Genomic DNA, 12,520 nt, shown 5'->3' on the forward strand with positions numbered 1-12,520 from the left:
CGATGCAACCCCCGAATACGCTAACACGATCCTGGCAACCACAGGGCACGGTCTACGGCACCTTACTCAACTTTCGCCGCGAATGGGACTTGTGGTCACCTCGAATGACGCAAGACCCGTACAAGGCTGCACCCAAAGCACCCGTGCTGTATTTCAAGACGGCCAATACTTTCAGCACCGCCGGTCAAGACCTCGTGCTGCAGGACGGCGTGACCGAGGTGGACATTGGCGCCACGCTGGGGCTGGTGATCGGTGACGGTGGCCAAGTGGTCGCAGCTGCGCTGCTGTGCGACTGGTCTGTGCCCCACACGAGCTATTACAGACCCCCGGTCAAGTCCCGTTGCCGCGATGCTTATCTGGCCTTGCCCGAGCAAGTCACACCCTGTGCAGGTGTTGAGCCTTGGGAGAATTTGACAATCGACATTCGCCGCAATGGCGAGCAGGTGCAAACCGTTCAGCTGGCTGAGTTGGTGCGGCCTATGTCTCAACTGCTGGCCGATGTGGCTGAGTTCATGAGCTTGCAACCGGGCGACGTGCTGATGGTCGGCACCGACTGTCTGGCGGACGGCACACGTCCGCGCGCCAAAGCCGGTGACCGCATTGAAATAACGGCACCAGACTTTTGCCCTGTATCGGTTCACGTCGGAGCAGCGCCATGAAGCACGCGCGCATCGCCTGGTCGGGCGCCATCCAGCAAGCCATCGAGTCCGATGGTCAGTTGCTCATCACGCAAGGGCCACACAAAGGCCGCCGTGTAGAGTTTGACGACGTGGTCTGGCTGCCGCCGCTGGCTCCTGTGCCGAAAGCGCGCACCGTGATCGCGCTGGGCTTGAACTACGCCGACCATGCCAAAGAGCTGGCCTTCAAGGCACCCGAAGAACCGCTGGCCTTCATGAAAGGCGAGGCCGCCCTGATCGGCCACAAGGCTTTCACCCAGCGCCCTGCCGATGTGAAATACATGCACTACGAATGCGAGCTGGCCGTGGTGATCGGACGAACGGCCCGCCACGTCATAAAGTCGGACGCCTACGACCACGTGGCCGGCTACACCGTGGCCAACGACTACGCCATCCGCGACTACCTGGAAAACTGGTACCGGCCCAACCTGCGCGTGAAAAACCGCGACACTTGCACACCGATTGGCCCCTGGCTGGTCGATGCCGCCGATGTGCCCAAACCCATGGCGCTCAAGTTGCAAACCACCGTCAACAGCCAGATCACTCAAAGCGGCTCGACCGCCGACATGATTTTTGATGTGCCTACGCTGATCGAATACTTCAGCAGCTTCATGACGCTGAACCCCGGCGATTTGATATTGACGGGTACGCCTGACGGCATCGTCGACTGCCAGCCGGGTGACGTGATCGCTACCGAGATCGAAGGCGTCGGCGCCTTGATCAACACCATTGTGAAAGCCCAGCCATGAAAATCGACCACCTGATCAACGGCCAGCGTGTCGCTGGCAGCGACTACTTCGAAACCTGCAACCCTGCCACCCAAGAGGTGCTGGCCGAAGTGGCCTCAGGGGGCGAGGCAGAGGTCAACGCCGCTGTGGCTGCCGCCAAAGCCGCCTTTCCCAAGTGGGCTGCCACACCTGCCACCGAGCGCGCCAAGATCATGCACAAGCTCGGTGACCTGATCACCCGGCTCGTGCCTGAAATTGCAGAGACCGAAACCCGGGACTGCGGCCAAACCATCAGCCAGACGGGCAAACAGCTGGTACCGCGTGCGGCCGACAACTTCCATTACTTTGCCGAGATGTGCACCCGCGTGGACGGCCACACCTACTCCACGCCCACGCACCTGAACTACACGCTGTTCCACCCGGTGGGCGTGTGCGCCCTGATCTCGCCGTGGAACGTACCCTTCATGACTGCCACCTGGAAAGTCGCGCCGTGCCTGGCCTTTGGCAACACCGCCGTGCTCAAGATGAGCGAGCTCTCGCCTCTGTCGGCCGCGCGGCTGGGCGAGCTGGCTTTGGAGGCCGGTGTGCCCGCAGGCGTGCTCAACCTGGTGCATGGCTACGGCAAGCAAGCGGGCGAGCCGCTGGTCTCGCACCGCGATGTGCGCGCCATCAGCTTCACGGGTTCTACCGCCACGGGCAACCACATCGTGCAAAGCGCAGGTTTGAAAAAGTTCAGCATGGAGCTCGGCGGCAAAAGCCCCTTTGTGGTCTTTGAAGACGCCGACCTGGACCGCGCGCTCGATGCGGCCTTGTTCATGATCTTCAGCAACAACGGCGAACGGTGTACCGCGGGCAGCCGCATCCTGGTGCAGAAAAGCATCTATGCCGACTTTGCCGCCAAGTTTGCCGAGCGTGCCAAACGCATCACTGTGGGCGACCCGCTGGTTGAAAAAACCACCGTGGGCCCCATGATCAGCCAGGCCCACTTGGCCAAGGTGCGCAGCTACATCGAGCTGGGTCCCAAAGAGGGCGCCACGCTGTTGTGTGGAGGGCTCGACAGACCGTCTTATGCGGCCGCCCTGCCAGCCCATGTGAAGCATGGCAACTTCGTCTGGCCCACGGTGTTCGCCGACGTCGACAACCGCATGCGCATCGCCCAAGAAGAAATTTTCGGACCCGTTGCCTGCCTGATCCCCTTCAAGGACGAAGCCGATGCCATCCAGAAGGCCAACGACATTGAATACGGCCTGTCCAGCTATGTGTGGACCGAAAACATCGGCCGCGCGCACCGCGTGGCCGCCGCCGTCGAGGCGGGCATGTGCTTCGTCAACAGCCAGAACGTGCGCGACCTGCGCCAGCCATTTGGCGGCACCAAGGCCAGCGGTACGGGGCGCGAAGGCGGCACCTGGAGCTACGAAGTGTTTTGCGAACCCAAAAACGTGGCGGTGTCGATGGGCAGCCACCACATACCGCATTGGGGAGTTTGACCATGGGACAACTCGCCCTCGCCGCCAAGATCACCCATGTACCAAGCATGTACCTGAGCGAAATTCCGGGGCCACGTTTTGGCACCCGCCAAAGTGCGATCGACGGCCACCTTGAAATCAGCCGCCGTTGCCGCGACATGGGCGTGGACACGCTGGTGGTGTTTGACACGCACTGGCTGGTCAACGCGGGTTACCACATCAACTGCGGACCGCATTTCAAGGGCGTCTACACCAGCAACGAGCTGCCGCACTTCATCAGCAACATGCCGTTCGAGTCGCCGGGCAATCCGGCACTGGGCCATTTGCTGGCCCAAGTGTGCAACGAACACGGTGTGGAAACCCTGGCGCACGATGCCACCACCTTGCAGCCCGAGTACGGCACGCTGGTGCCCCTGCGCTACATGAACAAAGACCAGCACTTCAAGGTGGTGTCGGTGTCGGCGTTGTGCACCTCGCATTACCTCAACGACAGCGCCCGACTGGGCTGGGCCATGCGCCGCGCAGTAGAGCAGCATTACGACGGCAAGGTGGCTTTTTTGGCCAGCGGCTCACTCAGCCACCGCTTTGCCCAAAACGGCCTGGCCCCCGAATTTGCCCACAAGATCTGGAGCCCTTTTCTGGAAAAGCTGGACGAGCAGGTGCTGCGCATGTGGGACAAACGCGAGTGGACAGCCTTTTGCGAGATGCTGCCCGAGTACGCCAGCAAGGGCCACGGTGAGGGCTTCATGCACGACACCGCCATGTTGTTGGGCGCTTTGGGCTGGACAGGGTATGACGGCGGGGTGGACATCGTCACGCCGTACTTTGGTGCATCGGGCACGGGCCAGCTGAATGCGATTTTTGAAGTCACACCGCAAAGCGGCCAGCACATTCCGGCGGCGCAGGCCAGCAGCGCGCAGGCCTACACCCCCGTCAGCACGAGGCTTTGACCATGCCGCATCTTGTGATTCTCTACACCCCTCAGTTGGATGCTGAATTGAACATGACCACCTTGTGTCGCCAGATGGCCGATGCCATGTGCAGCGTGAACGACGAGGACGGCAAGCCCGTCTTTCCCACGGGCGGTGTCCGTGTGCTGGCTTATCCCGCTGCGCATTACGCCGTGGCCGATGGGGGTGCTGCGGGACACGCATCGGGCCAGTTTGCCGAGAACCCCAACGGGGGTTCGGGCGATTACGCTTTCGTGTACCTGAACGTGCGCATGGGCCGAGGCCGCAGCGAGGCCACGCAGCAACGTGCTGGCGAAACACTGACCGAGGTTGCCAAGGCTTTTTTTGCCCCCGCCATGGCCCAGCGCCACATTGGCATCACGCTGCAAATTGATGTGGGTCCGGAAGTGTTTGACGCCAAGTACAGCAACATCCACCCGCTTTTTAACAAGGCCTGAGTCATGTCCGTGTTCACCGAAGACCAGATCCAGCAGCTCGCCCACGAGCTCAACCAGTCAGAAAAATCGCGCGTGCAGATCACGCATTTTTCAGGGCGTTTTGCGGGCATGACGATCGAGGACGGTTACCGCATCAACCGCGCCTGGATGCAGCTCAAATTGGCCGAGGGGCGCACCCTGATCGGCCACAAAATTGGGCTGACCAGCCGTGCCATGCAGGTCTCCAGCCAAATCGATGAGCCCGATTACGGCACGCTGCTCGATGACATGCGTTACGACTGTACGCCCGGGCAGGTGCTCGACATTCCTTTCACCGACTTCATCGCGCCGCGTGTCGAGGTCGAGCTGGCCTTTGTGCTCAAGCACGAATTGCGCGGCCCCCATGTGACCGTGCAGCAGGTGCTGGAAGCCACCGACTACGTCACCCCCGCGGTCGAGATCATCGATGCGCGCATTGAACAGTTCGACCGCCACACCCAGCAGATGCGCAAGGTGTACGACACCATCAGCGACAACGCCGCCAATGCAGGCATCGTGCTGGGCGCCAAGCGGGTCGATCCAAACACCACCGACTTGCCCTGGTGCGGCGCCATCTTGCGGCAAAACGGGGTGGTCGAAGAAACCGGTCTGGCCGCTGGCGTGCAAGGGCACCCGGCAGTCGGCATCGCCTGGCTGGCCAATAAACTCGCACCCTGGGGCGAACACCTGCAGGCGGGCGAGATCGTGTTGGCGGGCTCGTTCACCAAACCGGCACCCGCTAAAGTGGGGGATGTTTTCGATGTGGACTATGGGCCATTGGGCAAGCTGGAGTTTCGGTTTGTTTGATGCCTTGTCTTTGCTTGACATGAGCGGGAAGCTGTCGGTGCCGGGGTGGCGGCCCGGGCTCAGAGGCGCTTCGCTTTGCCACATCGCCCAAACCGCCACCCTGGCACCGACAGACCACCAGCCTTCATCGATTTAATGAGGAGCAACCACCATGCAGACACCTGTGAATGAATTCAAGCAAGCCCTGAAAAACAAGCGCCCCCAGATCGGCTTGTGGATGGGGCTGGCCAATGCCTACACCGCTGAAATTTGCGCACTGGCCGGGTTCGACTGGCTCGTCGTTGACGGCGAGCACGCCCCCAACGATCTGCGCAGCATCCAGGCGCAGTTGCAAACGCTGGCGGCTTACCCTGCCAGCCACGCGGTCGCCCGTGTGCCCTTGGGCGAGACCGCCCTCATCAAGCAGTACCTGGACCTGGGCGCGCAGAACATTTTGGTGCCCATGGTTGACACGGCCGAGCAAGCCGCACAGCTGGTGCAAGCCATGCGCTATCCACAAGACGATGGTCAGGGCGGTGTGCGCGGCATGGCCGGGGCGCGGGCCTCGCGCTGGGGCCACTACCCCGATTACGCCCAACGCGCCAACGAAGAGGTGTGTTTGCTGGTTCAGGTCGAATCGCGCGAAGCCCTGAAGAACCTGGATGCCATCGTCGCCACACCCGGGGTGGACGGCGTGTTCATTGGCCCGGCCGACCTCTCGGCCTCCATGGGGCATGTGGGCAACGCCGCGCACCCGGAGGTGCAGGCGGCCATCGAAGACGCCATTGCCCGCATCCTTCGGGCCGGCAAGGCGCCGGGCATCCTGACGCCAGACCGCTCACTGGCTGAACACTACTTGTCTTTGGGCGCGGTGTTTGTGGCCGTGGGCCTGGACACCCAGCTCCTGATGCGCCACACCACCGAGCTGGCGGCACATTTCAAGGCCTCCGTGACCGCCCTGACCCCGTCAAAAGGGACAACCTATTGATCAGGGGCAGCCCCCGATTGACCAATTAATTTATTGGGGTCAGATCCCAATTAAATGACCCCGAATCAACTCCAGGAGACAAGACATGTTCCCCACACCCCGAGCCTTGGTGCCTTCGCTGCAAGCACGTGTGCACCCCGATGAGTGGCAAGCGCGCTTGCAACTGGCCGCTTGTTACCGGGTGTTTGCGCTGCTCGGATGGACCGAGATGATTTACAACCACATCACGTTGCGCCTGCCCGACAGCGTGACGGGGGGCGCCAAGCAGTTTTTGATCAACCCGTTTGGTTTGCATTACAGCGAGGTCACGGCCAGCAACCTGGTCAAGATCGATTTGCAGGGCCAGGTGCTCGATGGCTCGCCCTACCCGGTCAATCCGGCGGGGTTCACGGTGCATGCGGCGGTGCACGAAGGCCTGGCTGGCGCGCATTGTGTGATGCACACACACACCACCGCCGGTGTGGCGGTGGCCTGCTTGCAAGGGGGTTTGCAGCAGACCAATTTTTACACCGCCCAACTGCACAACATGGTGGCCTACCATGACTTTGAAGGCATCACCATCCATGCCGACGAAGCACCGCGCCTGCTAATCAGCATCGGCGACAAACAGGCGGTGATCTTGCGCAACCACGGCTTGCTGGCCTGGGGCCATACGCTGGCCCAGACCTTTGCGGTGCTGTGGACTTTGCAGCGGGCCTGTGAAATCCAGATGGCGACTTTGAGCATGGGCCAAGCCATTGCGGTGCCGCAAGCCATTGCCGAAAGATGCACACGCGATGCACTGCAGTTCAACCCCAACCATGGTGCGGGTGAGGATGTTTTTCAATCGTTGGTCAGGCAAGTCGACCGGCAAGACACAGGGTGGCGCGCATGAAGGTTTGTATTTATGGGGCGGGCGCCATAGGCGGCTGGATCGGGGTGCATCTGGCGCAGCAAGGCTGCGATTTGAGTGCTGTGGCTCGGGGCGCCACTTTGCAAGCTTTGCAGCAAAACGGGCTGAGTTTGCGGCAAGGTGATCAGGCTATTCAGGCCTCTGTCCGTGCCTGCGAAAACCCTGCCGAGCTGGGCCCGCAAGACCTGGTGATCGTGGCGGTCAAGGCTCCGGCCATGGCCGATGTGGCGCGCCACATCGGGCCTTTGATGGGCCCTGATACCGTGGTGCTGACGGCCATGAATGGCGTGCCTTGGTGGTTTTTGCAAGGCTTTGGCGGCGCACTGTCCGGCACCAGCTTGCAGTCGGTCGACCCGTCCGGGGTGATCGCGCAGCACATTCCCGCATCACGGGTCATCGGTGGTGTGGTGCATGCCAGCTGCTCGGTCGATGCGCCGGGTGTGATTCGGCACCATTTTGGCAATGGCCTGATCGTGGGTGAGCCAGGTGGCGACGACACACCGCGCCTTCGGGCCCTGACGGCTTTGCTGGTCCGGGCAGGCTTCAACGCCACTGCATCGGCGCAGATTCAAAAGGACGTTTGGTACAAGTTGTGGGGCAACATGACCATTAACCCGATCAGCGCGTTCACGGGGGCTACCACCGATGTGATTTTGGACGATCCACTGGTGCGTCAATTCGTCTCCAGCGTCATGCTGGAAGCCAGAGAAATTGGCGAGCTCGTGGGCATTCCGATCGCGCAAACCCCGGATGACCGGCACGCGGTCACGCGCAAGCTCGGTGCGTTTCGCACGTCGATGCTGCAAGACGTGCAGGCGCGCAAACCGGTCGAGTTGGATGCCCTGGTTTCTGCTGTGCGCGAACTGGGCCAGTTGACCGGCGTAGCCACCCCGTTCACCGACGCCCTGCTGGGCCTCAGTCGCCTGCATGCCAGAGGCTTGGGGCTATACCCCGCACAATAAAGGCATGAACACTGCCACCAAACCGGGCCTGACAGGGGCGGCCTTTGCCACCTTGTTGTTGATCGCTTTCATGATGGGGGCCAACCATGTGGCAGCCCGCACCGCTTTCAACCACGGCTTGGATGTGGTGACCGCTGTGACTGTGCGCAGCCTCATCACGGCCAGTGTGGTGGCCTTGATTTTGTGGCAGCAAAAGGTGAGCTTTCAGGTCGAGCCGAAACACCGGAAGTTTTTGGCTTGGGTGGGTTTGCTGATCGCCGTGCAAAGTGTTTGTTTGTATTCGGCGGTTGCGCGTTTGCCGGTGGCCCTGGCCTTGCTGGCTTTCAACACTTATCCCTTGACCACCGCCTTGTGGGCCAGGGTGCTGTACGGACACCGACCCGAGCGTGCGGTGCTTTGGGCCATGCCCGTCATGATGCTGGGGCTGGCCATGGCGCTGGATGTGCTGGGTGCCGCTTCAGGTTTGGGCGCCGCGCAGCATTGGGGCCAAATTGGTGTGGGCGTGGTCTTTGCGTTGGCGGCCTCAACCACATTTGGTTTGGCGTTGGTGCTGACCCAGCATGAAACGGTCGGGGTCGATGGCCGTTTGCGAACTTTCACCACCATGGCCATGGTGGGCGTGCTGGCGGCCTTGGTGGCGTTCACCCAGGGCGGTTTTCATTGGCCCACCGCGACCGTGGGTTGGTGGGGCCTGGGCATGTTGACCTTTTTGTACGGCACAGCCTTCACCGTCATGTTCACGGTGCTGCCCAAGCTGGGGGTGGTGGGCAATTCAGCCATCATGAACGTCGAGCCGGTGTTCGCCTTGGTTCTGGCCTGGGCGCTGCTGGACCAGTCGATTGCCGGGATGCAGTTGGTCGGCGCCTTGGTGGTGGTGGGCACTGTCTTGTGGCTGGGCTTGCGCAAACGCTGAGCTGCTCAGCCGTTTTTCAGACCCAGGGCCACGTCGTAAAGCACATTTTTTGACTCGCCGGTGATCTCGGCGGCCAGCTTGACGGCTGTTTTCAAGGGCAACTCGGGCAGCAGCAGTTGCAACACACGCAGACCTTCACCCGACGACTCGGCCACCGGGGCATCGTGCAGCACCAACACAAACTCGCCGCGCTGACGGTCGGGCTTTTCGGCCAACCAACCGGGCAGGTCTTGTGCGGCAAGTGTGTCGATCTGTTCAAATTGTTTGGTCAGCTCGCGCCCCACCGTGACGCGGCGCTCGCCCAACGTGGCCAGTGCTTGTGCCAAGGCCTCAATGCGGTGTGGCGCTTCGAGCAGCACCACCGCACGGCTGTCTTGCGCCAGGGCCTGAACAGCTTGCTGGCGCTCACCCGATTTGCTGGGCAAAAAGCCTGCAAATACAAAACCCTTGTCGCCGGTCATGCCTGCTGCACTGAGGGCCGTGGTCACGCTGCTGGCACCCGGCAAAGGCAGCACGCGGTAACCCGCTTGCCGCACGGCTGCCACCAGCCTTGCACCGGGGTCGCTGATGGCCGGTGTGCCGGCATCGCTCACGTAGGCCACACGCTCACCTTGAGCCAGTCGGTTGATCACGGTCTGGGCCGCTTCTGCTTCGTTGTGCTGGTGCACGGCCAGCAGTTGTGAGCCGGGTCGGTCCAGGCCATAGGCTCGCAGCAGTTGCTGGGTGTGGCGGGTGTCTTCGCAGGCCACAGCATCCACCCTTGCCAGCACATGCAGCGCACGCAGGCTGATGTCAGCGAGGTTGCCAATGGGGGTCGCCACGACATACAGTGTGCTGGCCGGGTGGTTTTGTGATCCGGCAGCATCGTGCGCCGCCTCCAAGGCTTTGGCAAACGAGGCAGACAAGGGAGACGGAGTCAATGCAATTCCTCAAAAAAGACACGGTGGGCCAGACCACCAAAGCCCGGGGCGATGCGGGCGAAGACGAAGCGTTGGCGTATTTGCAAGCGCGCGGCTTGCGCTTGCTACAACGCAATTATCGGACGCCGGGCCGGGGTGGTGGTGAAATTGACCTGATCATGCAATCGGCAGATGGCACCGTGGTGTTTGTTGAGGTCCGTAAACGCAGCCGCAGTGACCATGGCGGGGCCGCTGCCAGCATCGGCCATCTAAAGCAAAGGCGCATCATTTTTGCCGCGCAGCACTACCTGCTGCGCTGGCGCCGCTTGCCACCGATGCGCTTTGATGTAGTGACCATTGAAGCGGCCGGACCCGAATGGTTGCAAGCCGCGTTTGATGGCGATTGAAGCAAACCAACAGAAGGCCTGAGCAGGCGTGAATTCCCGGGTAATTAACCGTATTTGCCGGGGATGGCGGTGTTGTCGGGGTTATCATCGCCTGCGCATGCTAGACCTTCGAATCCAACAACACTTCATCGACAGTGCCGATTTGCACTACCAGGTGGCCGAGACTTTGGCCAAGCCTGTGGATGCGGCTGTTCAAGCGGTGTTGGCCTGTGTCACCGGGGGTGGCAAGGTGCTGGCGGGCGGCATGGGTCCTTCGGCTGCGTTGGCCCAGTATCTGGCGAATTTGCTGGTGGGCGGTTTCGAGCGAGAGCGCCCCGGCTTGGCGGCGTTGGCCTTGTCTTCAGACGCCCTGATGGCCACCCGATGGTCAGATGACCAAACCCTGGCCCGTCAGGTTCTGGCACTCGGGCAAACCGGGGATGTTCTGGTGCTCATCAGCGCCGACGGTGCAGAGCCTGCTTTGGCCTTGGCGGTGCAAGCCGCCCATGACCGGGAAATGAGCGTGCTGGCCTTGACCGGGCACCACGGGGGTGGTTTGGCCAGTCAACTGCGCGAAACCGATGTGCATGTGTGTGTGCCGCACGAGCGGGCCGCACGAATTCGTGAAGTGCAGCATTTGGTGCTGCACTGTCTGTGTGATGGAATTGACACCCAGCTTTTGGGTGAACAGGAGCCTTTTTAAATGAAACGCAATCTTCAATCTGTGGTCTTGAGCGGCGCTGTTTTGGCCGCCGCTTTGACGAGCCTGTCTGCTTGTGCGCCCCTGATCGTGGGTGGTGCTGTCATGACGGGCATTGTGGCCACTGACCGCCGCACCACGGGTGCGCAGGTCGAAGACGAGGGCATCGAGCTCAAAGTGGGCAGTGCGGTACGCCAGGATTTGGGCGACCGTGTTCACCTGAATGTGACCAGCTTCAATCGCAAGGTGCTGCTCAGCGGCGAGGTCCGTGCCCAGGCCGACAAGGAGCGAGCAGAAAAGCTGGCGCAAAGCCAGGAAAACGTCCAGTCGGTGGTGAACGATCTGGCGGTGGCTCCCCCCAGCAGCATGATGCAGCGCTCCAAAGATACGGTGACCACCAGCCAGGTCAAGGCGGCCTTTGTCGATGCCAAGGACCTGCAGGTCAACGCGATCAAGGTGGTGACCGAGCGTGGCGTTGTGTACTTGATGGGGCGCGTGACAGCGCGTGAAGCCAAACGTGCCAGCGACATCGTGCGCGGCATTGGTGGCGTGACCAAGGTGGTTCGGGTGTTTGACGAAATTTCTGAAGAAGAGCTCAAGCGCCTGAGTCAGCCACCGCTGTCCAAGTAACGGGGGCTTGCCCCACAAAAAAAGAGCGACCTGCGGGTCGCTCTTTTCGTGGTCAGCAGGCTTGAAACCAAGCCCGCATGTTCAGCGCAGCCGGCGAATCAGACTCGATGTGTCCCAGCGGCCACCGCCCATTTTTTGCACATCGCCATAAAACTGGTCGACCAATGCCGTGACCGGCAAACTTGCACCGTTGCGCTTGGCCTCGTCCAGCACCAAACCCAGGTCCTTGCGCATCCAGTCCACCGCGAAACCAAACTCGAACTTGTCATCGACCATGGTCTTGCCCCGGTTGTCCAGTTGCCAGCTTTGGGCGGCACCCTTGCCGATCACATCCAGTACCTGGTGCATGTCCAGGCCCGCTTGCTGGCCAAATGCAATGGCCTCGGACAAGCCCTGCACCAGTCCGGCAATGCAGATCTGGTTGACCATTTTGGCCAGTTGGCCTGCACCCGAAGCACCCAGCAAAGTGAAGGCGCGGGAAAAGGCCATGGCGGCGGGCTTGACCGGGTCGAAGGCTGCCGCGTCGCCGCCGCACATGACGGTGAGCATGCCGTTTTGTGCCCCAGCCTGGCCACCCGAAACCGGCGCATCGATGAAATGCAAGCCTAATTTTTGGGCTTGAGCGTGCAACTCACGGGCCACTTCGGAAGACGCAGTGGTGTGGTCCACAAAGATCGCGCCGGGCTTCATGCCGGCAAAAGCGCCATCGGGCCCCAGCACCACGCTGCGCAAATCAGCGTCGTTGCCTACGCAGGCAAACACCATGTCGGCGCCTGCGGCAGCTTCGCGGGGGCTTGGGGCACTGGCGTTGCCAGGACATTCGGCCAGCCAGCTGGCAGCCTTGGCGGCGCTGCGGTTGTAGACCGTGACATGGTGACCTGCGCGGGCCAGGTGCCCCGCCATCGGGTAGCCCATCACGCCCAAGCCCAAAAAGGCGACTTTTCGGGCAGGCGTGGGTTCGTAGGTTTTGGTGGCAATTTGGCTCATGTGTGTCTCGGTGGGTTGTGCGAAGCAGCTAATTTAGCAGCCTGACTGAAGGGGGGGTGGAACGGGGTGTTATTGGCTGA

The 12,520-nt window shown here is 61.5% G+C and carries 15 protein-coding genes; 13 read left to right on the forward strand and 2 right to left on the reverse strand.

Going from position 1 to position 12,520, the window contains the following annotated elements; all coding sequences use genetic code 11:
- The first annotated feature begins 2 nt into the window (after window positions 1–2).
- From B9Z45_RS06820 to B9Z45_RS06865, 10 genes are all read left to right on the forward strand, one after another.
- Entirely contained in the window at window positions 3–659 is a 657-nt protein-coding gene (locus tag B9Z45_RS06820) for a fumarylacetoacetate hydrolase family protein (RefSeq protein ID WP_108406482.1), read from the forward strand.
- Window positions 656–1,426 carry a fumarylacetoacetate hydrolase family protein gene (locus B9Z45_RS06825; RefSeq protein ID WP_108406483.1) on the forward strand — a complete coding sequence of 257 codons (771 nt, stop codon included), beginning with the start codon at window positions 656–658 and terminating at the stop codon, window positions 1,424–1,426. Before B9Z45_RS06820 ends, B9Z45_RS06825 begins: the two co-directional genes overlap by 4 nt.
- Window positions 1,423–2,892, forward strand: coding sequence for a 5-carboxymethyl-2-hydroxymuconate semialdehyde dehydrogenase (hpaE, locus tag B9Z45_RS06830; RefSeq protein ID WP_108406484.1), 1,470 nt, complete (start codon window positions 1,423–1,425; stop codon window positions 2,890–2,892). The genes B9Z45_RS06825 and hpaE overlap by 4 nt, the downstream gene beginning before the upstream one ends.
- A gap of 2 nt (window positions 2,893–2,894) precedes the next feature.
- Window positions 2,895–3,821 (forward strand): 3,4-dihydroxyphenylacetate 2,3-dioxygenase, encoded by a 927-nt coding sequence (gene hpaD / locus B9Z45_RS06835; RefSeq protein WP_108406485.1) that lies wholly within the window; start codon window positions 2,895–2,897, stop codon window positions 3,819–3,821.
- A gap of 2 nt (window positions 3,822–3,823) precedes the next feature.
- The gene (locus tag B9Z45_RS06840; RefSeq protein WP_108406486.1) at window positions 3,824–4,279 is read left to right on the forward strand and encodes a 5-carboxymethyl-2-hydroxymuconate Delta-isomerase; all 456 of its coding nucleotides are present in this window, start codon (window positions 3,824–3,826) and stop codon (window positions 4,277–4,279) included.
- A gap of 3 nt (window positions 4,280–4,282) precedes the next feature.
- Complete coding sequence (gene hpaH, locus B9Z45_RS06845; RefSeq protein WP_370445818.1) at window positions 4,283–5,104, forward strand: 2-oxo-hept-4-ene-1,7-dioate hydratase; 822 nt, start codon at window positions 4,283–4,285, stop codon at window positions 5,102–5,104.
- A 151-nt stretch (window positions 5,105–5,255) separates the two neighbouring features.
- On the forward strand, window positions 5,256–6,071 hold the full coding sequence (locus tag B9Z45_RS06850; protein ID WP_108406487.1) for an aldolase/citrate lyase family protein: 816 nt from the start codon (window positions 5,256–5,258) through the stop codon (window positions 6,069–6,071).
- Window positions 6,072–6,156: 85 nt separating this feature from the next.
- Window positions 6,157–6,945 (forward strand): class II aldolase/adducin family protein, encoded by a 789-nt coding sequence (locus tag B9Z45_RS06855; protein ID WP_108406488.1) that lies wholly within the window; start codon window positions 6,157–6,159, stop codon window positions 6,943–6,945.
- A complete protein-coding gene (locus B9Z45_RS06860; RefSeq protein WP_108406566.1) occupies window positions 6,942–7,925 on the forward strand; it encodes a 2-dehydropantoate 2-reductase in 984 nt (327 codons plus the stop codon). The genes B9Z45_RS06855 and B9Z45_RS06860 overlap by 4 nt, the downstream gene beginning before the upstream one ends.
- Window positions 7,926–7,929: 4 nt before the next feature.
- The gene (locus B9Z45_RS06865) at window positions 7,930–8,838 is read left to right on the forward strand and encodes a DMT family transporter (RefSeq protein ID WP_108406489.1); all 909 of its coding nucleotides are present in this window, start codon (window positions 7,930–7,932) and stop codon (window positions 8,836–8,838) included.
- A gap of 5 nt (window positions 8,839–8,843) precedes the next feature.
- On the opposite strand, the gene rsmI is transcribed toward B9Z45_RS06865, so the two are convergent.
- Window positions 8,844–9,743 (reverse strand): 16S rRNA (cytidine(1402)-2'-O)-methyltransferase, encoded by a 900-nt coding sequence (gene rsmI / locus B9Z45_RS06870; RefSeq protein ID WP_108406490.1) that lies wholly within the window; start codon window positions 9,741–9,743, stop codon window positions 8,844–8,846.
- Window positions 9,744–9,757: 14 nt separating this feature from the next.
- On the opposite strand from rsmI, the gene B9Z45_RS06875 reads away from it, so the two are divergent.
- From B9Z45_RS06875 to B9Z45_RS06885, 3 genes are all read left to right on the forward strand, one after another.
- A complete protein-coding gene (locus B9Z45_RS06875; RefSeq protein WP_108406491.1) occupies window positions 9,758–10,144 on the forward strand; it encodes a YraN family protein in 387 nt (128 codons plus the stop codon).
- Between the two features lie 97 nt (window positions 10,145–10,241).
- Complete coding sequence (locus B9Z45_RS06880; RefSeq protein WP_108406492.1) at window positions 10,242–10,826, forward strand: SIS domain-containing protein; 585 nt, start codon at window positions 10,242–10,244, stop codon at window positions 10,824–10,826.
- Window positions 10,827–11,453, forward strand: a complete 627-nt coding sequence (locus tag B9Z45_RS06885) for a BON domain-containing protein (protein ID WP_108406493.1) — start codon at window positions 10,827–10,829, stop codon at window positions 11,451–11,453.
- Window positions 11,454–11,534: 81 nt separating this feature from the next.
- On the opposite strand, the gene B9Z45_RS06890 is transcribed toward B9Z45_RS06885, so the two are convergent.
- Window positions 11,535–12,440 carry an NAD(P)-dependent oxidoreductase gene (locus tag B9Z45_RS06890; RefSeq protein WP_108406494.1) on the reverse strand — a complete coding sequence of 302 codons (906 nt, stop codon included), beginning with the start codon at window positions 12,438–12,440 and terminating at the stop codon, window positions 11,535–11,537.
- Between the last annotated feature and the right edge of the window lie 80 nt (window positions 12,441–12,520).

The sequence above is a fragment of the Limnohabitans sp. 2KL-17 genome (genome assembly GCF_003063415.1).
GTDB lineage: Bacteria > Pseudomonadota > Gammaproteobacteria > Burkholderiales > Burkholderiaceae_C > Limnohabitans_A.

What these genes read in the sequence shown, in the direction of transcription:
- B9Z45_RS06840 (WP_108406486.1), top strand. Translation starts at nt 3,824, where the DNA reads ATGCCGCATCTTGTGATTCTCTACACCCCTCAGTTGGATGCTGAATTG.
- hpaD (WP_108406485.1), top strand. Translation starts at nt 2,895, where the DNA reads ATGGGACAACTCGCCCTCGCCGCCAAGATCACCCATGTACCAAGCATG.
- B9Z45_RS06855 (WP_108406488.1), top strand. Translation starts at nt 6,157, where the DNA reads ATGTTCCCCACACCCCGAGCCTTGGTGCCTTCGCTGCAAGCACGTGTG.
- hpaH (WP_370445818.1), top strand. Translation starts at nt 4,283, where the DNA reads ATGTCCGTGTTCACCGAAGACCAGATCCAGCAGCTCGCCCACGAGCTC.
- B9Z45_RS06850 (WP_108406487.1), top strand. Translation starts at nt 5,256, where the DNA reads ATGCAGACACCTGTGAATGAATTCAAGCAAGCCCTGAAAAACAAGCGC.
- B9Z45_RS06860 (WP_108406566.1), top strand. Translation starts at nt 6,942, where the DNA reads ATGAAGGTTTGTATTTATGGGGCGGGCGCCATAGGCGGCTGGATCGGG.
- B9Z45_RS06825 (WP_108406483.1), top strand. Translation starts at nt 656, where the DNA reads ATGAAGCACGCGCGCATCGCCTGGTCGGGCGCCATCCAGCAAGCCATC.
- B9Z45_RS06890 (WP_108406494.1), bottom strand. Translation starts at nt 12,440, where the DNA reads ATGAGCCAAATTGCCACCAAAACCTACGAACCCACGCCTGCCCGAAAA.
- B9Z45_RS06865 (WP_108406489.1), top strand. Translation starts at nt 7,930, where the DNA reads ATGAACACTGCCACCAAACCGGGCCTGACAGGGGCGGCCTTTGCCACC.
- B9Z45_RS06880 (WP_108406492.1), top strand. Translation starts at nt 10,242, where the DNA reads ATGCTAGACCTTCGAATCCAACAACACTTCATCGACAGTGCCGATTTG.
- hpaE (WP_108406484.1), top strand. Translation starts at nt 1,423, where the DNA reads ATGAAAATCGACCACCTGATCAACGGCCAGCGTGTCGCTGGCAGCGAC.
- B9Z45_RS06820 (WP_108406482.1), top strand. Translation starts at nt 3, where the DNA reads ATGCAACCCCCGAATACGCTAACACGATCCTGGCAACCACAGGGCACG.
- B9Z45_RS06885 (WP_108406493.1), top strand. Translation starts at nt 10,827, where the DNA reads ATGAAACGCAATCTTCAATCTGTGGTCTTGAGCGGCGCTGTTTTGGCC.
- B9Z45_RS06875 (WP_108406491.1), top strand. Translation starts at nt 9,758, where the DNA reads ATGCAATTCCTCAAAAAAGACACGGTGGGCCAGACCACCAAAGCCCGG.